15 protein-coding genes are annotated in these 17,832 nt (G+C 59.9%); 1 reads left to right on the forward strand and 14 read right to left on the reverse strand.

Annotation, left to right across the window (positions count from 1 at the left end):
- Nucleotides 1-544: 544 nt before the first annotated feature.
- The 13 genes from LDZ27_RS27445 to LDZ27_RS27505 all read right to left on the reverse strand — a co-directional run bounded on the left by LDZ27_RS27445 (nt 545) and on the right by LDZ27_RS27505 (nt 14,470).
- The gene (locus tag LDZ27_RS27445) at nt 545-1,120 is read right to left on the reverse strand and encodes a hypothetical protein (RefSeq protein ID WP_244818506.1); all 576 of its coding nucleotides are present in this window, start codon (nt 1,118-1,120) and stop codon (nt 545-547) included.
- Nucleotides 1,121-1,154: 34 nt separating this feature from the next.
- Entirely contained in the window at nt 1,155-2,435 is a 1,281-nt protein-coding gene (locus tag LDZ27_RS27450; protein WP_244818507.1) for a hypothetical protein, read from the reverse strand.
- 19 nt (nt 2,436-2,454) lie between these two features.
- On the reverse strand, nt 2,455-4,080 hold the full coding sequence (locus LDZ27_RS27455) for a type II secretory pathway protein (protein ID WP_244818508.1): 1,626 nt from the start codon (nt 4,078-4,080) through the stop codon (nt 2,455-2,457).
- 5 nt (nt 4,081-4,085) lie between these two features.
- On the reverse strand, nt 4,086-4,739 hold the full coding sequence (locus tag LDZ27_RS27460) for a toxin co-regulated pilus biosynthesis Q family protein (RefSeq protein ID WP_244818509.1): 654 nt from the start codon (nt 4,737-4,739) through the stop codon (nt 4,086-4,088).
- Nucleotides 4,740-4,744: 5 nt separating this feature from the next.
- On the reverse strand, nt 4,745-5,170 hold the full coding sequence (locus LDZ27_RS27465) for a lytic transglycosylase domain-containing protein (RefSeq protein WP_244818510.1): 426 nt from the start codon (nt 5,168-5,170) through the stop codon (nt 4,745-4,747).
- Nucleotides 5,167-6,429 carry a hypothetical protein gene (locus LDZ27_RS27470; RefSeq protein WP_244818511.1) on the reverse strand — a complete coding sequence of 421 codons (1,263 nt, stop codon included), beginning with the start codon at nt 6,427-6,429 and terminating at the stop codon, nt 5,167-5,169. The genes LDZ27_RS27465 and LDZ27_RS27470 overlap by 4 nt, the downstream gene beginning before the upstream one ends.
- Nucleotides 6,426-7,226: a transglycosylase SLT domain-containing protein gene (locus LDZ27_RS27475; protein WP_244818512.1), complete on the reverse strand. Its 801-nt coding sequence runs from the start codon at nt 7,224-7,226 to the stop codon at nt 6,426-6,428. The genes LDZ27_RS27470 and LDZ27_RS27475 overlap by 4 nt, the downstream gene beginning before the upstream one ends.
- Nucleotides 7,219-8,466 (reverse strand): TrbI/VirB10 family protein, encoded by a 1,248-nt coding sequence (locus tag LDZ27_RS27480; RefSeq protein WP_244818513.1) that lies wholly within the window; start codon nt 8,464-8,466, stop codon nt 7,219-7,221. The genes LDZ27_RS27475 and LDZ27_RS27480 overlap by 8 nt, the downstream gene beginning before the upstream one ends.
- A 2-nt stretch (nt 8,467-8,468) precedes the next feature.
- The gene (locus tag LDZ27_RS27485; protein WP_244818514.1) at nt 8,469-9,341 is read right to left on the reverse strand and encodes a TrbG/VirB9 family P-type conjugative transfer protein; all 873 of its coding nucleotides are present in this window, start codon (nt 9,339-9,341) and stop codon (nt 8,469-8,471) included.
- A gap of 2 nt (nt 9,342-9,343) precedes the next feature.
- The gene (locus tag LDZ27_RS27490) at nt 9,344-10,048 is read right to left on the reverse strand and encodes a type IV secretion system protein (protein ID WP_244818515.1); all 705 of its coding nucleotides are present in this window, start codon (nt 10,046-10,048) and stop codon (nt 9,344-9,346) included.
- A gap of 402 nt (nt 10,049-10,450) precedes the next feature.
- Nucleotides 10,451-11,710: a replication initiation protein gene (locus LDZ27_RS27495; RefSeq protein ID WP_008343078.1), complete on the reverse strand. Its 1,260-nt coding sequence runs from the start codon at nt 11,708-11,710 to the stop codon at nt 10,451-10,453.
- Nucleotides 11,711-12,750: 1,040 nt separating this feature from the next.
- Nucleotides 12,751-13,797 (reverse strand): ParB/RepB/Spo0J family partition protein, encoded by a 1,047-nt coding sequence (locus tag LDZ27_RS27500; RefSeq protein ID WP_244818516.1) that lies wholly within the window; start codon nt 13,795-13,797, stop codon nt 12,751-12,753.
- A gap of 1 nt (nt 13,798) precedes the next feature.
- Nucleotides 13,799-14,470 carry a ParA family protein gene (locus LDZ27_RS27505; protein ID WP_008343076.1) on the reverse strand — a complete coding sequence of 224 codons (672 nt, stop codon included), beginning with the start codon at nt 14,468-14,470 and terminating at the stop codon, nt 13,799-13,801.
- A gap of 148 nt (nt 14,471-14,618) precedes the next feature.
- Between LDZ27_RS27505 and LDZ27_RS27510 the strand changes: the two genes are divergently transcribed.
- Nucleotides 14,619-15,479: a hypothetical protein gene (locus LDZ27_RS27510; protein WP_244818517.1), complete on the forward strand. Its 861-nt coding sequence runs from the start codon at nt 14,619-14,621 to the stop codon at nt 15,477-15,479.
- A gap of 700 nt (nt 15,480-16,179) precedes the next feature.
- Here LDZ27_RS27510 and LDZ27_RS27515 read toward each other — a convergent pair.
- Nucleotides 16,180-16,389, reverse strand: coding sequence for a hypothetical protein (locus LDZ27_RS27515; RefSeq protein ID WP_244818518.1), 210 nt, complete (start codon nt 16,387-16,389; stop codon nt 16,180-16,182).
- Nucleotides 16,390-17,832 lie beyond the last annotated feature (1,443 nt).

A 17,832-nucleotide genomic window follows, 5' to 3' on the forward strand; every position in this document is an offset into this window, starting at 1 on the left:
CGATCTCGGGTTCAGCCTGAGGCTCAGTTCGACCTTGCGCACCAGACGGCGCAGCCTGTGCCGTCATGGTTTCTTCGTTCACCAAGTGACCGCCCTCCCTAGCGGCCATCGCAGCAGACATGCTCGCGTAGCTCGGTCGCTCAAAGCTCGGCGGGACGAACGGGCTAAAGGCCGGCTCGTCGTCGGCCGCGTCACCTTCAGACCCCGACTGCGTCTGCACAGGCGGCACCGGCCCGCGCCAGTCATCGTCAAGCTCAGTGCTCTCGACGTCTTCCACATCGCCGCCCGATAGGGCGCGACCAAGAAACATGACTTGGGGATTCACCGCACGGGTGCTCAGGGGCGACTCATCACTCCTCGGTTCTACAGAGGCTCTGCCTGCCGCTTTCCTCTTCGCCGCGACCGGCTCCGGAGACCGAAACTTCGGCTCCGCACTGCTACCCGGCTCGACGAAGCTCGAACGCGGCGCGCGAAACCGCTTCAGGAAACCACCGCGGGGAGCGTCTGGCGCGCCCTGCTCTTCTTGTCCAAACAGACCCATTGCTTATTTCCCAAACGGTACGAAGGTGGAAGCCGTCGATGAGACGCCGCCCGGAGGAAGCGGCGACGACAGATCCGTGATCGCCCTGACGGCCGGCGAATCCGGGAGCGCGACGGCGGGCGCGTCCGCAGGCGCTACGATCGTCTCCGTCCACTTGTGCTTGCCGTCAACTAGATTGACCGTGAAGCCGTCGATGGACGCTACCGTCCAACCGTTCAGCAGTCGACTTCCTTGGCGTGCCGTGTAGGTCGTGCCTTGGTAGTCATAGAGCACGTAGGACCCGGACATGTCGGAGTACGCCCCAACGAAGGTCGCGGGAATGACGCGCCTGGGCGGCGCACTGGGCCTGCGCTCTGCTTTGGGCGCTGCCGGTGGCGCCGCGGTCACCGGCGCAGGCGTCGGCGCACCAAGCGGCGAAGCAAGGCCGACGCCGTTGCCAGGTGCCGCTGATCCGCCTTGGCCACCTTGACCACCCTGCGGACCGCGCATCGAGTCGACAAGCTTTGCGCGCGCGAGCTTGTCAATGTCGTCCAGCGTGAGATGACTTTCCTGCGAGATTGCCGCGCCCGCCACGAACATGAGCACACCGAAGCAGGCGGCTCGTGCAGGCCACTTAGTTGAGAACATAGTATTTACCCTTCGCAGTGAAATGCACCCCGGTACCGTCCTCTTTCAGCTCGACGTCGAGGGTGTCCAGTGCCATGTTGTCCGGCAGGCGCGCGAGCAGCGCGCTTTGCCATTTGTATCCGTCGATCTGCCACGTGCCGCGCTGTACGAGCGGCCCCTGCACTTCGCCAGCCATCGGCTGACGAGCGATAAGGCGCTCCACCGGCTTGATATCAACGATGTAGCCGTGGCTATCGAGCGTGTCGGGCTTAGTGGAGAGTTTCTGCGGGTCGGTCTGCAACGCTTTGATGAGCGCCTGCTGAGTCGGCCACGTCTTTTGCTCAGCGAGCGCGACCCGTTCCGCGACCGTGACCTCGGGCCCACGCGCGTTCAGATGCCAACCGTCGGGGTTGAAGACGACCGGACGCAGCGACTCTGGCGCGCGTGCATCAAATTCCTTGAAAGTGCCGCCCTGCCGCTTGTAGGTTGCGACGCAAGGACCCGCGATCGTGCAGGAGGCCTTCTGAAACTGCCATCCCGCGACGTTCGTTTCCTGCGCGCCGAAACTCGCCAGCAGCTTCGGGGCAAGCTGGCTCGCAAGCGGAGCAGGCGCGGCAAGCGTGCGCACCACCGCCGACTGATATTCCTGCATGAATGTCGGCGGCGGCGCTGGCGGCGGTGGCGGCGGATTGAGCACGTCAATCAATTGCTTGCCGCCAAAGAACACCGCCGCAAGGATGACCAGCAACGGCACCGTCGTCGGCACGGCGACCGGGATCTTTTTGATGAGGCCGACTTTGCGTGCAACGATCAGCTCGCGCAGATCGAATACCTCATCGACCGCATGGAGTTGCGCGCCATGGCCGAGCGTCGCGAGTTCGAGCCCCGCCTTCGCACAGGTGTCCTCGATTGCTTCGCGCTTGTCGGCGAGCGCGTTGAGTGCGACCGCCTCGTCAAGCGCCACCGCGCCGCGTTGCACCAGCACCAGATGCACGAGTTCATCGTTCTGGATGAGGACAAGCACGGCGGGCCGTCGCCAGACGCGCTCAAGCGACGCGATGCGCGCGGCGGCGGAATAGAGCTTCCCGCCCTTGCGCTGCCCTGCGTCAAGCTCGCAAAAGCCGACAATGGTCTCGCCCTTCGACTTGAACTCGGCGTAGTGCGTCGCGCCGGACTCCTCGACGTAATGGCGGCGCTCGGCGCGGGCACCCTTAGCAGAGTAGGCGCGCCAATCCAGCCCAAATACGAGCTTCGCGCCCTTTTCTCCCGGTAGGGATTCGAAGTGCATAGGCATGCTTACCCCGCGCTCACATCGACGGGACGACGGTCGCCGTCAGCATGATCACCTGGAACGTGCGACCCTTATTCCACGCACCCGACAGACCCCCGATGCCGTTGTTGCTGCTGCCGTCGTAGCGATTGCCCACCGCGCCGTACAGCACAACCGTCTGTCCATCGGACAGCGCAATGGTCTGGTCATCCTTGTTGCCGATGATGTCGGGCAACTGAATTTGCTGCAGTGTGTCGCCCGAGCCGGTGCTGATGGTCGTGAACGGACCATTCAGCTTCGAGCTATCGCTCCAGTAGGACAGGATGATTTGGTTATGGTCGTTGACCGACGGCAGGATGTTCACGAAGTCACCGACCGTCACCGAACCCGGTTGCAGACCCGGCACGCCAGCAGTACCGCCCGAGATGGAACCGAGGCTAGGCGTCGTCGCGGCGAGGTAGCCCTTCGTCTCGAAGGAGCCGATGGACACCGGCAGGCCGTTCAAGGTCAGCTTCGTCTGGGTGTTGTCCTGAACCGTTTTGCCGAACGCGTTAAGGCCGCTGACGATGGCGTTGGTGCCTTCCATGGGAGAGCCCGGCTTCAAGACGGACAGGCCGACAGTGCCCCCAATCGCGGTGGCCAACGACGTAGGCGAAGCGACCGTCACGGCGTAGCGCTTCAGCCCGTCCGAGATCCGGTTGAACACGATGTCCGCGCTCACGCCCGCTTGCGACGAATTACTGAGATCAACTTGCAGGGTACGGACGCGCAGGGCGACTTGACGCGTCGAGATCGCGTTCTCGCGCGCGAGCAACGCGCCCATGCGATCGACGGCTTCCTTGGTGTCGTGAACCATCACCAGGCGGCTTTGTGGATTGACCACGACTTCGCCGAGCGGCGACTTCAGCTTTTCCAGCTCCGACTGGATGATCGCAATCTGGTCAAACGTGCCATCGCGTCCGGTCGAAGTGATCGACGAGAAAGACCCGGTATTGCCCGACGTGCCGCCCGTGGTGCCACCGGATGCCTGGTTGCCGGTCGACGTATCCGTGCCCTTCGACATGGTGGACTTGATGGACACCTTGCCCGGGATCGCCGCGATCGTGAACGTCTTGGTGACGAACCGGCTGATGGAAATGGTGCTGCCATCGAACGTCCAGTCAAGGCCCAGGTTTTCCGTTACGCCACGCAGATACGCGCCGACCTTGCAGTTACACGCCTGCGCATAAACCGGCTCGACATTGGACTTCCCCATCGCTTGAGCCGGCATCGGGGCACCCTGCCCGCCACCATTGGTTCTGGGAATCAAGGCGTCGCGCGGAATGAAGACGTCCGGGCTCAGATGCACCGGATAACCGGTAGCTGTCGAAACCAGCGTCGCGATTTTGGACAGCGGCAGGTTGCCCGGAAAGACAACCGACTTTTCTCGGAAGACCGCGGGGAGCGTGGCTTCATAGGCGACCGGCACCAACCGGTCGCCGAGGAACGCGGTCGGCACTTCTTCAACAAGCGACATCGACTCAGGCCCGTTGCCCATTGCGCGCGTGGCTTCGGCGTTCGTCGCGTCATAGGCATGGTTCACATCGGATTGCGACACGGCGCAGCCAGTCAGCGATGCAGCCACGAGAATGGCAACGGCAGATTTGATTTTCGTGAGACGCATGGCGGTTACTCTTGACAGTTGGCTGCGCGTGCGACGACGCGGATAACGTTGTTGGTGTGCTTACAGACGCGCGTCGGAGTGCGCATGTGATTGGTCGCCTGCATCACCTGCGTGAGCACAGACTTGAAGTCGCCTGAGAACGTCGCGTTGAACTCGAGTGGCAGGTCGTCATCGATCTTCCAGGCGAGTTGCCAGCCCTGCTGCTGCAGCCAGCGATCGAGCGCGTTGCGCATGTTGATGTCCTGCGGCGTGATCGAGAAAGACAGAACTCCGCCGGGCGCCGTTGCTCCAGCTTGCGACGGCACAACTACCGGAGCGACATCGAGCGAGCCAACCGGCGACGGCGCGGGCGCACCGGGAAGTGCAACAGGAGCGGAACCGCTGGTTGCGGCCTTAAGTGCAGCAGCCGCAGCAGGAGCGGTCGCGGCAAGATCAACGGAAGGACGAGCAACCGGTGTCACCATCGCCATTTGAGCAACAGGCGGCTTCGCGGCAGGCGCGGATAGCAGCTGCCAGCCGTCGCCGGGCGGCGGTGCAAGGCGAGACTGGTCGGGGTCCGCTGCGGCAAGGCCCGACACCGTCGTGAGTGCGAGGCACGCGAACAAGTGAGCCACCATGCGCGCGGTGCGATGCGTTTGAAGAGAAAAAGTAGGCGTCATGTTGGTCAGTTCGCGCGTTGCAGGCGGCGGTAAATGTTGTTGGCGTAGATAAGCTGCTTGTTCGAGGAAACGGCGTTATAGGCACCGACCGCTTTCCATGTCGGACCGAACTGCTTGATGTTCGAAGCCAGGATCCAGGTCCCCACATAGGCGTTCACGCAGGCATCGAACAGGTGTTGCCGGGTGATGCCGAAGCGCCCCAGTTTTGGAAGCCAGGACGAGTTGATCTGCATCAACCCAATGTCCTCGCTTCCATCGGTATTGCGGTTCGTCACATACGGGCGCATACCTGACTCCTGCTGCGCGATGGCGCGTACCACTTGAACGCTGACGCGGTGATAGCGCGCGGCATCGTCAAGACAGTCGGCACGCGCATGCACGGAGACGGCCGCGCAAAGCAGCGTCGAGATGCGAATCAAAGTCCGGTTCATGACGCGGGCCGATCGAAGAACCGCACATCATGTTTGCGCAGCACGTTGACAACGTTGCCGTCGGCGTTGACGATGAACTGGTCGGCGGTGCCGTTGAATTTGTAAAAGCGGCCCTTCTGCTCGCCCGAGCCCATGTGCGCCACGTCGGCGACCGTCACTTTGCCGACGGTGTCAGCGAACTTGAAGAACGTCGAACCGTTTTCATCAAACACGCTTTGCAGAGCCGCCTTGTTCGCGGTGTCGAACTCATAGACGGTTCCGGCGACACGGGCGACTTCGACCTTGTCGGTGCCGTTGGAGATCGTGAAACGCTCAGCGCGGTTGAACGTCACCACGTCGGTCGCGTCATCCCACTTCGGACGCAGCGACTTGCCGTCTTGTCCGGTCACCTTCAGATCAGTAGCGGGCTTGGCGGAGAACTTGATTTGAATGTGGCTGTCGTCACCGTCGCGGATCGCCAGCGCGCCGAGCTTCGCGGCCAGGACGGACCCCGATGCGGCGGGCGCGTCCGCGTCGGCTTTCTTTGCGATATCTGCGATCGGGTCCGCACCGGGAGTCACGCTCGACGAGGCGGCGGCCGTAGTTGCAGCGACCTGCGACACGGGCGCAACATAGTTCACAGCGACCGACTGCGGAGCCGAGCGGCGAAGTGTTACATGGTGAGAGTTGAAATCGACGTCGGCGTACAGGTCGGACGCGGCCACCAACCGATCGAGCGACTGCATCCAGTTCTCGCCATCACGTGTGCCGAAGCTCGCCGAGGTCGTCAGATCGATGTCTTTCTGTGCCGATCCCGTCCAGCCCTGCGGCACCAGCGCTTTAACCAGTTGCGCGAGCGGCAGCGTGGCGTTCAAAGGCCGCGTGCTTTCGAGGCTGCTGCGCGGTCCGATGAGCGCAAGGCGGCCAGAGAAGCCAGAGAAACCGGAGGGCGTGTCGCTGCGCGCCTTGTCGCCAATGAAGCGATTGGCCTTCTTCCAGTAAGCGGTGGCGCTCGAGCCGCCCGCCGAGTAACGGATCACCTCGGGCGTGCCCGGCACAACGATGTACGGTCCTTGGCTGTGCCCACCGTCCACGCGCAGGGACTGCCCCGCACGCGGCTGGAAGTAGGTGTCGCTGCCATCGTTGAACACGAGCGCCGGTCGCTCAAGCACATTGCCCGCGATCTCATAGTCAAAGTCGAGCGGGTCTGTGCCAGCGGCCGCTGCATTGAGCGTGACTGCGGCAAGCGCGAGAGTGAGAAGAGAGAGCGTGTGCTTCATAGACCGCGTTCGATTTGAGAGAGGTGCTTCACGAAGCGCGCGAGGTATTCGCGGCCCGGGGCGGGATTGGCGCTGTGGTAGTACGCAACGGCCTTCACCGCGGAGTGCGTGAGGCGGTAGTTCTCGTTGAGGATGTCTTCGGCGATGCGGATGTTGGTCGCCGGCGCAAGGGCATCCCATGCACTCGCGAAACGCTTGCCGTGGTATCCCCAGTTCACTTGCATGATGCCGACGTCGAAGTTCGATCGGCCGTTGCTGATCAAATAGCGGACCGCGCGATACGCATCTTCCCGGGTGCGAAAGAAGAACCCGCGACCGGCGACGTTCAACGTCCACGGCCATGCACGACCGTTGTATGCGGACTCATTGAGTGCGATACCGGCGAGAATCTTCGGATCGACGGACGTGTGCATCGCGTCGAACGGCGCCTGAGCAGACGCACATGCCCATCCCCCACGCCGCTCCGTGATGCTCGCTTGGGCCTCATCAGTAAAAGTCGCGGGGCGCAGCCAGCCCGCCTTCACGAACAGGCTTTCGAGGTTGACAGCCGATCCGTCGATGCTGATCGCAACACCGCTAGCGGTGGCCTCGACCGTTTGGCCCTCGAATCGGTTAGCCCACGCGAGAAACGGCTTCAGCCCACATGCGTACACCGGCTCGCCCGGCAGCTCGACGATTGCGCGTTTGATGCCGTCATCGAGCACGATGCGCGTCGGGCTGATGATCGAATCGATGATTGCGGCATGTGCGCCAAACGCCGCGACGGACAGGCATGCCGCCGCAAGAGCCTTAGTCATGGTACGGCTCCATGACGATGTCCTGCGTTACCTGCACCAGGAACTTCTGGCCCGGCTCAACAGTGATGGTCGGCGGGATATTCTGGTTGCGCTGCATGACGGTTTGGGCCGTCGCGGCCGCCACCTGCCCCGCCGTGTCACCGTAGGTAGTAACGCCGTTCGGGGTTGCCGTCGTCGCCGTTTGCGAACTGCTGTCGAACGCCTTCAGCAGAATCGCCGTGATGAAGCCCGCGCCGAAGATCTTCAGAAAGTGGTTGTTCACATCGCCCGAGAATCCGGCGTAGCCGTTCTGGTCGGCACCTTGCATGCCGTTTAGCGGCACGCTCTTGCCGTTGGGCAGGCGCAAACTCGTCGATGCAACAAGCAGGCGCTCCTGGCCAACTTTGACGTCCGCGCTGTACATGCCATTGATGAACGCGCCCTTCGGAATCATCAAGCAGTCGCCGCGCAGGCTGTCATACACGTCCTCGTCCACCATCAACGCCACGCGACCCGGCTTGTCCGAGTTCAGCCCTTCGACCGTCTTGACGTGGATGACGTGCGGCGGCGTCAACGTGCAACCGGTCGACCGGCCATTGAAGGTTGTGCGTTCGATGCCGCCGCGCGAACCCGCATCGCGCAGGAAGGCGCGGTCGCGATCTTCGGGTGCTTGGCCCTGCTTCGCCAAGGCGATCGCCATCGCATCGGGGGTGTTGGCTCCCGCAGCGTTACGGGCAGCTCGTACCTCGTCCAACGAAGGGACGCCAGCGGGCAGTGCACTAGTGGGGTTCGCCGAACGCGACGCGCCTGCCTGTTTGAAGATGGAGGACGTATAGATCGCGTCTTGCGCCGCTTGGCGCGAAAGCTCGCGCGTGTCCGTGCCCGAGCCTGCGACTTCTTCCTTGAAGTCCGCACCCGTTAGCATCGGTTTGACGGCGGGCTTCGGAGCCGCTGCTTCAGAAGCCGCGCGCGCGGCAGCTTCCGACGCTGCTGCGTCGCGCTGCTGACGGATCATCTGGTCGATGTCGTTATTGTTCGCGGCAGTGGGCGCTTCCGTACTCGACTTAAGCGCGGTCGCCTTCTTGATGCGCGCCTCTTCGTCGGCTTTGTTCGTCGCCTGTAGCTGGTAGTAGAAGCCGAGGCCGCCGATCACAACCGCAGCCAGAATGCCGATGCTCATGATCGCATTGCGCGGCGTCTTGCCTTTGACGAGGGTTTCTTGCTCCGCGGTAGGCGTAGCCGAGTCCGGTTTCTTGGCCACGATCAGAACACCCCAAGCAATCGGCGGCGGCCGCGCGTCACCTTGACTTCGTCCTTGCCGGAACGCAAAACGATCTCTTCGGCAAGACGCTGCAAGACAAGAAAGTCTCCGCGGCGAATGAAGTTCGCAACGACGCGATCGCCATGATCGAGAATGAACGGAACCGGCCACTCCTGCGCTTTGGCAGGCATGCGCATCCAGACCGCATGGCCGTCGTCAAAGACGGTCTCTGGCGTGAACTCGGCGCGGCCATCCACGCTGTAGTCCCAGTTCAGCTTGTCCGGCGCCACACTGATGCTTCCCGAATCGGCACCGCCGCGAGCACCGTCCGCCGTCGCGTCGTCGCGCGCGCTGACGCGGGCCATCGGCGCGCGCGGGTATTGGAAGCGCACGGTCTGATAGAACATCCCGCCCGCCGGCGATGCGATAAGCGTGAAGTCGTACTCGCGCAGATTCGTGGTCAGGTGCAGCGTGTTGACGAGGTCGGCCTTGTGGGGCTTGATGAACACATGATTCATCTTGTCGTCATCGATCTCCCACTGGACGCTGTCGCCCATCGCCGGGTCGGCAATCAGCTTCTCGCCCTTCTCGAGCTCGATCGTCGTCAGCTTGAGCGGTGCGGTCAGCACGCGGTAGATCTGGTCGCGGCTGTACGGAAACACGCCGATGCGCGCGTCGCCCGGCATTGTCAGCGGGGCTGCCCCGCCGTTGAACGGATTGATTGGGCTCATCGGGTCGCCAGCAACCATCGCGGCATTAAACGCCGAGTCGCTTGCGGCTTTCTTGGCCGCAGCCGGTTGAGCAAGGAACGCCGCGCACGCAGCGAGAACGCACATGCCGATGACCGGCCGTTTGTGGATAGTGGTTGCGGTCATGCTTATGCGGTCCGCTCAAGGCGGAAGAACGGAATGAAGATGCCGAAGGGGTTCGTCGTCAACGCCTGCTCAGCAGTAGGCGCGACGATTTGATAGCGCAACGTGAGTGCGTATGACTTCACGTCCGGCTTGCCGGTCGCGCCAGCCTGCGAGGTGGTCGTCGTGAACTCAACCAGAACCGTCGAGTCTTCGAGCAACGCGATATTGCGCACGTCGACTTCGCGGATCAGCTTCGGGTTGGCAGTGATCTGCTGGAACGGGGTGTCCGCCTTCAGCCAGTCGCGGAATTGACCGGCTGCCGCGCCGATCATTTGCGCCTTTACCGCATTGATGTTGGCAGTCATGCGCGATGTCTCGAGGCGGTCCGACAGCACCGGCTCGATCGTGAACCAGCGAACGGCCATGTCCTTGACGGTCGTCCGCACAGCTTGGGAGTCGGGCTTGTAGGCGACGAGCTCGGTCACGATCGGGTGACCGCCGGTATCGGCCGAGACGCCCACAACGCGAGTGACCGAAGGCGGAGGTTGCCGCGTCCAGACAGCACCGGCCGCGACGATGGCGAGGCCGAACGAAATCAGCATCCAGCGGTTAGCTTCGAGCGTGAGCCTCGTGCTCGTCTCGAAAATCACCTTGCTCGGATCTTCCTCGGCATATGAGCCGGGGGCCGTGGACAGCGCGGCCCGACGCTTGTTCTTGAAAAGACGCATGGCAACCCTTTGGAATGGTCACCATTGAAACAGCGCGAGCGTCCTTTTTTTAGCGGAAAGGCGGGTGGTTTTGTGCGTCATTGCACGGTTACCACCGACGACCTCTGTTAACCCGTCATGTAGGGGGGGGTTATCATGATGAAGCGCATTTTCGGAAAGGCGCTGTTTTTTGTGCATGTTTTAGCTGCACAACGGGCCGAAAATAGGGGTGTGATCCTCGCGACCGCCGTTCAAAGTGTGACAAATTGCAGAAAGTCCTAACTTGTCACAGTTATTCGCCCAGATTTTCCCTTTAAAAAACAAAGTGTTACGAGAATCCGCCGCTGGAAAGCGGCATATCAGTGATATGACGCGCTCTGTTGGGACAGGCCGGCGCAGACTTACGACCTTAGAAGCCCATAGCTAGGCAGCAGGGCACTCGTTGTCTTCTAACTTCCACCTTGTGAAGCCGTGCACGTCAAACAACCACTGACCAAACAACAGTTTCTCTTTTATCGCGCGAAACCGTCCGGAACTGTATGACGATACTGAACCGCCGCTTTCAGCATAGGCCCCCACCAGCGCATCCAATTCACGCCGTCCGAATACCTTCAATTCAATTGCAGAATCATCTTGGGCAGGACCGGCCTGTTTGTCGGCCGTCGGCCATTGCTCACGCTTCGGGAGGTCCACGTCGGTCACGTCATTGCCGCTCTCCCATACGGCTCGCATGTACCCACCCGCGTTCTTGATGTTTCGCTTCTTCTTAACCTGTCGCTCGACGTATTCGACCGCGCGGGACACCTTGTCCTGGTCTTCCTGCAACCACGCAACCGCGAGGCGATCCGCAATGTTCAGCGCGCGAAGTCGTGCGTAGAGTTCCGACTCCTTCAATCGTTGTACATCTTCGGAGTCGGCATTGTCGTACATTGACTTCTGCGGGTTCTCTTCCACCAAGAACCGAATCTTCGTCACCTTCCTGCTTTCTCGTTGATACTCTGGCTGCACAAGGATGTTGGAAACAGCATTAACTTCGCTGACTGCTCGACCGACGACGTCGCGGTTGAAGTGCTTGAACGTGTCGTATACCCCGGCTTCCGCATTGAGCAGCTTCCGCCAGACCTCAACCGGGATCCAACCAGTCGAGCCCGTCTTCTTGAATCGCAGGCAGTTCTCCCATAAGGCCAATCCGAACTTTCCGTTGAAGCGCTTCTGCATCCCGACGTTCACGATTAAATACACGTCCGGATTAGCTAGTCGTTCGGAGAGCGCGCGGCTGTACTCATAAGTACAAATGCCGTCGCGAATGTCCGCAGCACTCAGCATGGTCGTTACGCCCCATGGAGAGTCGTCGACGGCGTTCAAAAGGTCGAACTCAACCGGCGTCGTCGCTATCTGTTTTAGTGACTTTTTCAATGCGGCGGTGTTCTTTGAGTCGAACCCGAGCATTTCGCTGAGCAACGCAACTGGGATACGGTGAACCTGTTCCTTGAGTAGGTTGTCGTAAGCGTTCGCCAGCAGGACGTTCACCAGCTTGCGGTCTAAAAGACCAAGTGCCCCACCGACGTGCACCGTGCCTACGTGCTTGCGCAGTTCCAGCGGGAGCGCCTGCCGTTCGGCGAGCATGGTTAACGTCTTGGGAAGTCGCTTCCTGGTGTCAATGGTCGGCACGATGTGTCGCATTTACGATTTGTACGTCCGTGATTCTAGAACGGAAAGGTCGAGATCTCAAATAGAGATTCCCGACCTTTGGATAACGTAAATGTTCTCAATACATGCCCGATGATGGGCGTCGTGCCGAAGATGCGTAAGGTCGGGGTTTGTGGGGCGAGCTTGGCCCTTTGCTGCCCGCGATGCGGATATTGTCACGAGGTTGACACCTGCTAAGGCCAAAACACCCCCATAAACACCGACCTTTCCATTGAATTGCCCAGAGTAACGTATGCTAGCTCCCCATAAACCCCGACTTTACGAGGCGTTTGACTCCTTTTGGGCCGAAGGCTTGCCCACAAACACCGACTTGAAGCCGCCGCTCGGACGCGATCGGGGGCGCAAAAGCCTGCCGCTAGAGTTCAGTTCGTGATGCCCCACAAACCCCGACCTTTCGCGGTCCGCCGATGATCGGCATAAACGCCCCATAAACCCCGACTTTTCAGACCAAATCAGTAGATGTCAGACGGCTTTCGCGCGGCCGGTGCGAAGTAACGCTGCTCCCCACAAATCCCGACTTTTGGGCTCCGGCCTCAGTTTAAGCAATCTCCCGCCGCAAATCGGCCTTGACCGACGGGCAACTACCGCACGTCGGCTCGAGTCCGAAGCGTCGCCCCATAAAGGCCGACCTCTGCCCCACAAACCCCGACCTTTGAGGTCAGGACTGTGCCGACCGGCGGAAAGCCTGATGGCGCAAGGGCAGCTGCGTTGGACAGCCGTTAGGAAAGTCACCCCATAGACGCCGACCTTTCCCCATAAACTCCGACCATTAGTTCTATTTTGGCCCCATAAAGCCCGACTTCACACCCCACAAAGCCCGACCGTATCGGCCCGAAAGCCGCGCCAGTAGAGGCTACGGCGTGGACAAAGGTTTACAAGGTGTTGTTTTATTAAACAACACCATTGTTGGCCTTTGATAGATTGCTTTTGGCTCACACCGTCTCGCCGCCCGACTCTTCGACGTCTCAAAACCGTTCCAAATTCGTCGAAGCTTGTTCGCTTCAGACAGCGAATTAATCCTGCGTTTCAGGCGCCGTAGAGAATTCACTGGCAACGAACTCTCTCACGACCGTTTCGAGCTTCCCTACGATAAGCGCTTGCTGTTGCTCAGAGAGTCCGCTTAGTTTGAGTTCAGTTCGCCCGTCCCGATACTGCTTCAACGCTCCTATCTCGCGCCCGTCGGGGGCCTGGAAAGGCACGTTCCCACTATAGTGGGTCTTCTTAGAACCTCTCGGCGGCGAGGTGTTGTCGAGCTTTTTGACATGCTCTTCCAACCGACGCACAGACATCTCGCCGGCCACAACCAGCTCAAGGATTCGCTCAGCTGCGGCGTTGCCTGCCTTGTCGATGATGAGTTTGATGTTGTAAGCGTGACCCAGACCTACGCCTTCTGTTGCCGCCATTCTTTCAAGGAACGTTTTCGGCAGTTTGGCAATGTGCAACGCCTTTGAAACCGTCGACTTGGTCACTCCGAGGCTCTCGGCGAGCGCGTCTTGGCTCGCGAAGACATTCTGAGCGAGTACTCTCTCCCACGCGACTGCGTCGTCGAACACCGTTTGTTCAGCACGATTTCTGTTGATGCTGCTTGCGAGTATGTACAGCTCTTGATCAGTTAGTTCTTCTACAAGCTCACAGTCGATCGTTGTCTCGCCAAGGCTCTTCTTAGCGCGAAACCTTCTCTCCCCATCAACAATGACGTATTTTCCCGGAAAGCGGGAGTTTCTCGTAACGACAATGGGGACATGCTGCCCTTCGCGACGCAAGAGAACAGCAAGCTCGTCGATGTCGGACGGCTTGTAAAACTCTCGAGGATTAAGCGGGTTCGAGACCAACTCTTCGAGCGCGACTTGCAGCCTCGGCGAGGACATCGAAATGTCTGCGGGCGAGCCGTGTCCTGTATCCGAAACTGGGGCGCTACCGGAACCGTTAGTATTGAAAGCGTTGTCCCCAGTTCTTGCATTCAGGCGACCGTCCACGTCTACCTTCTCGCTCGCCATTCCTTTTCGAATCGAGGCACCCAGACCTAGCTTCGGCGCGCTGATTTTTTCCCTATTCGCCACCCTACGCCTCCATAAGTCCTTTGATGGTGAGGATCTCTTTCGCCACGGCCAGTATCTCCTGCTTCGCTACCTTCGCAGTCCGCTGTCCTTTGACGGTGAAGACCGTGGCGCCGACGCCGATCGCTGTCTTATAGATCTCTCGTTGCGCGATAGTGCTTCGCAAGATGGGATATGGATTGTCTTCCTCCATGGCCGCCCGAACCTCGCCGTATCCAGTCGTCTTTGTGTTGACCTTGTTAAAAACGACGCCGCAGGCTGTCGCATCGCTCCCGACCTTCCTGCGGACTAATTGAAGCATCCCGACTGTGCTCCACGCGTCTAAGGCTGAGGCATCCATGGGGACAAGAACGAAGTCGGATGCCGCGATCGCCACCTCCGTATTCTTGTCGTGCACGCTCGGCGGACAGTCGACCACGATCAGGTCGTAGTTTTCCGCCATCCTCTTGATTTCACGCCCAAGATTCAGCCCGGCCGCAGCTAGGTTGACGACAGTGAAGGGATACGGCTCCGTGCCGGCGCTCGTCGCTCTCATGGATGAATTTTGAGAGTCAGCGTCTATGACGAGGACCCTTAGGCTCGGGTCGTCATCGCAATAAGCACCGGCAAGATTCAGGGCAATCGTCGTTTTACCGCTGCCGCCCTTTTGATTCGCTACTGCTATGACTAGGCTCATTGCGCAACCTTTGATGTTTTCCCATACATGCTATATGTATTGAATATCAGTATCAAGAAAAATGCTGTCCTGCTTACCGTTTCCACGTGGAAACGGCGCCTAAAGAGCGCGGAGCGGGCTGCCGACAACATTCAGAAGGGAGAAAAAAGTGGATAGTTACGTTGGGAAGCCGTTGCCTCGAAATCCTCTCGCACTTGCTGCGTTGTACAAGGAGGGCTTGGGACGGCTTTGGCAGAACCAGAAGCAGGCAGCGGACGCCTTGACAAGATTCGGCGTCAAACGCGAAGACGTCAATAGAGCATTGCGACTCTCGTCTATGCCTACAGATGCACTGATGCTGTTCGCCGACTGTGGGATCAATGGCCGGACAGCGCGGGAGCTTATTCGGATCGAGCGGGCTATCGGTCGAGCGGCGCTGGAAGAACGGGCACAGGCGATTGCGAAGGAAGGAAAATCGCGGACAGAGCTCGTACAGATGCTGGATGATCAATCGCCGGTCCCGCCAAAGCGCCGTCGCACACCGCAGGTCGATTTGCCGTCCATCCGAGCACAGCAATATGTGAACGGAATCGCTACGAATAAATGGTCCACGATGACGGAGGCGGCTAAGACTGAAGGATGGGGGAAGGAGATGCTTTTCAAGTCCACTATGCTGGCCGGCCTTCCGCCCGTGATTACCAGCCTCTTCGAGCAAAAACGTTTTTCCCTTCGAAACGGTGAAACGTTGCTCGCGCTCATTGGAACCTTGGGCATTTCAAAGGTCACCCAGAACGCTAGGAAGCTGGCGGAGCAGCCCGGTCGTCGCTCATCTGAACAGATCCTGAACTATCTTGCTGGCGGCCCTGCTGACGCTGACTGCAAGGTAAAGGTACAGCTAGTCGGGGACAAGGTTACCTTTTCTTTTAGCTTCAAAGCGCGCGCGACCCGGCGCGATCTAGTCGACGTCGATCAACTCCAATCACTTGCGTCATTCGCGTTGGGCAACTTGGTCGAGCTGGGTCGTCGCTGATCGAGTCGCATGGTTTCCACGTGGAAACGCGGTGTAGGAAGCCGCGCGCAGCTGCATCGTTGAGAAATGCATGACGTGGGCCGCGACTCGGCTTAGGCTCCCCAATCGACTAGCGCGACGCCATAAGCCGCGGCCGGATAAGTCGCTTCACTGACTTCCGATTCGCCCTTACCTATACCGGAACGGCCGTGGGTGAGCACTTATCCCTTTGGTAGCCAGAACGAGCGAGTATGTCTATACGGTATGTCCAGACAGTATAGGGACTCTTGTATGCTACTCCCCGGCCGGCGCTCACGCGCATTGGCGCACGTTTCCACGTGGAAACCGGGACGCTAGTAGGCTTAGATAGACGAGCCCGACGCCCGTTCGAAAGGCAAGCGCCGTTTCATTGCGTCGGCAACTGGCTGCCTGGGTGGTGGCTCGATACTCACCCATTTCGTCCCGAAAACTGTCAGTTCGGCCAGATCGGGATCAACGGTGGCGGGCGTTTCCGTCCTTGCGGTGACAAAAATCACCGTTATCCGGCCGTTTGCGCCCAGGGCGAGCAGATCCGCCCCCCCGCAAATACGAACGCGCCAAACGCAGTCTCACGCGACCATTACCCGAGGAGTCGGTTCTCTAATAGAGACAGGGAGCGTGACGCCAGTCTTCCAAAGAATGATGAGTTCAAAAAAACGGCCGCTATTGCAACCGAGCACACTCAGCCCACCAGGCCCCACTGACTAACCGGCATTAACATCGCTTCTTCGGAAAAGGCCGGCGAGACGTTTGCAAGAACCGACGAGCAAAAGGCAGACTCTGCCGAAGAGGCGGCGCAAAGTACCGCGAGCAGCCAAGTGTCCAGAGCTGCTAGCCGCTTCTGAGGGATTGAAGCGACATAGAGACGAAATTGCTTGGGTGGGTTAGCCATGATTCTCCTTTTTGCTTGATAGATCTTTCGCGCGCCGATGTTCGGATAAAGCACTACCGTTGGCTGAAATAGATATACTGAATTTGTGCCCTGGCGCCAGGAATTGGCGGCAAGTTGTGCCCGGCGCCGTGACCTTGCGGCGAAATACGGTTAGGATACTGTATATATATACAGTACTCGGCCGTTACCATGTCCCTTCCAACCTTCCTGCCTGTCAGTTATCACGAACTCAGGCTTCTTTGGAGCCGCTACCGAGGGCGCGACGCTGACGTACAGCGTCTGGTTCTGGAGGTACAGCGGTTCCGCGGAGTAGTCGATGAGGCGTATCAGCTTCAACAGGTGATTGACAAGTGCTGGCGAGAGGAAGGCCATGGCCAGCTCGTCGCTCTCGAAAAGCTACGTCTCTTATTGAACAACGAGCGGACCCGGTAGGAAGGCCTGCGTCTTCCCACGGTTTCAACCTGGAAACAGGGGTGCCGTGTCGGGGCCATCCACGGGACGAAGGCAAAGGTGACTAGCGTGCTCGGCCCAGGCTGCGGCCTTCCAAGGGCCCGGCCTTTCCGTTGGAAGGTCGCGGGCCCAAAGGTGGTCCCGGCAAGGGTCAAGGCGCACGGGGCGGATGATCTGGAACCAGCGCCGCGCTCCCCGTCGGCGTGCGGATTCGAGCCAGAGGTTTGTCTCGGCATCTCCCTCCATCGCCCCGGGCTGCGGCTGTATTAGCGGTTCGGCGCTTCCGGAACGTAGCGAACGAAGCCCAAGCACTGCGGCGGTCATCGAAAAGTGTTGGCGCGAGGAAGGATATGGCCGCCTGGTTGCTCTCGAGAAACTTCGCTTGCTCCCAATCAACGAACGGACGCGGTAATGGCGGTGGCGGCTGCACGGGTTTCCACGTGGAAACGGGGACCGCTAGTCTTGGATGAAGACCCGATTGCTCGGTTGTAATGGCGGTGCATTCCAACATACCTTCAGTAATTGGCCGCCGCTCAGCAGCCTTGCTCGGTACTCACCGATTTCGTCACGATAACTATCAGTTTGAATAGATCTGGGGCCAACTGCGGCGAAGGTGTTCGCCGTTGCGGTGAATAACAACCGCTATCTGGCAGTTAAGGGGCAGAGCGATCGTGCAGACGGAGTTAGGGTAGGGGAGGGGGTGTATTGTTGGCGTCCGGCTGCTAGCGCAAGTAAAAGGGCTCCGCCTACCAACTGGACCACTTTCAAGCTCCGGCACATTGATGCCGCGATAGCAAACGCGAGGAGCGATTCCCTGCAACGGCGGCCGTCAGGCCGTGTCGAGCAAAGCGAAGGGGATAGCTCCCGGCAGGGCGAAGCCAGATCTCCCTGCATTACGCTAGGGCGTACCCCCTTAGCGATTTCCATTCGACTGAGCATTACTGGGTGCGAGACGCGCGTTTACGGCGGCTTGGCGATGGCTAACTTTGGATT

Origin of the sequence: Caballeronia sp. Lep1P3 (assembly GCF_022879595.1) — a bacterium.
GTDB lineage: Bacteria > Pseudomonadota > Gammaproteobacteria > Burkholderiales > Burkholderiaceae > Caballeronia.

Excerpts from the sequence above, each read along its gene's own strand:
- LDZ27_RS27490 (WP_244818515.1), bottom strand. The coding sequence starts at position 10,048 with ATGCGTCTTTTCAAGAACAAGCGTCGGGCCGCGCTGTCCACGGCCCCC.
- LDZ27_RS27460 (WP_244818509.1), bottom strand. The coding sequence starts at position 4,739 with ATGACGCCTACTTTTTCTCTTCAAACGCATCGCACCGCGCGCATGGTG.
- LDZ27_RS27475 (WP_244818512.1), bottom strand. The coding sequence starts at position 7,226 with ATGACTAAGGCTCTTGCGGCGGCATGCCTGTCCGTCGCGGCGTTTGGC.
- LDZ27_RS27465 (WP_244818510.1), bottom strand. The coding sequence starts at position 5,170 with ATGAACCGGACTTTGATTCGCATCTCGACGCTGCTTTGCGCGGCCGTC.
- LDZ27_RS27485 (WP_244818514.1), bottom strand. The coding sequence starts at position 9,341 with ATGACCGCAACCACTATCCACAAACGGCCGGTCATCGGCATGTGCGTT.
- LDZ27_RS27495 (WP_008343078.1), bottom strand. The coding sequence starts at position 11,710 with ATGCGACACATCGTGCCGACCATTGACACCAGGAAGCGACTTCCCAAG.
- LDZ27_RS27450 (WP_244818507.1), bottom strand. The coding sequence starts at position 2,435 with ATGCACTTCGAATCCCTACCGGGAGAAAAGGGCGCGAAGCTCGTATTT.
- LDZ27_RS27445 (WP_244818506.1), bottom strand. The coding sequence starts at position 1,120 with ATGTTCGTGGCGGGCGCGGCAATCTCGCAGGAAAGTCATCTCACGCTG.
- LDZ27_RS27455 (WP_244818508.1), bottom strand. The coding sequence starts at position 4,080 with ATGCGTCTCACGAAAATCAAATCTGCCGTTGCCATTCTCGTGGCTGCA.
- LDZ27_RS27515 (WP_244818518.1), bottom strand. The coding sequence starts at position 16,389 with ATGGCTAACCCACCCAAGCAATTTCGTCTCTATGTCGCTTCAATCCCT.
- LDZ27_RS27505 (WP_008343076.1), bottom strand. The coding sequence starts at position 14,470 with ATGAGCCTAGTCATAGCAGTAGCGAATCAAAAGGGCGGCAGCGGTAAA.
- LDZ27_RS27470 (WP_244818511.1), bottom strand. The coding sequence starts at position 6,429 with ATGAAGCACACGCTCTCTCTTCTCACTCTCGCGCTTGCCGCAGTCACG.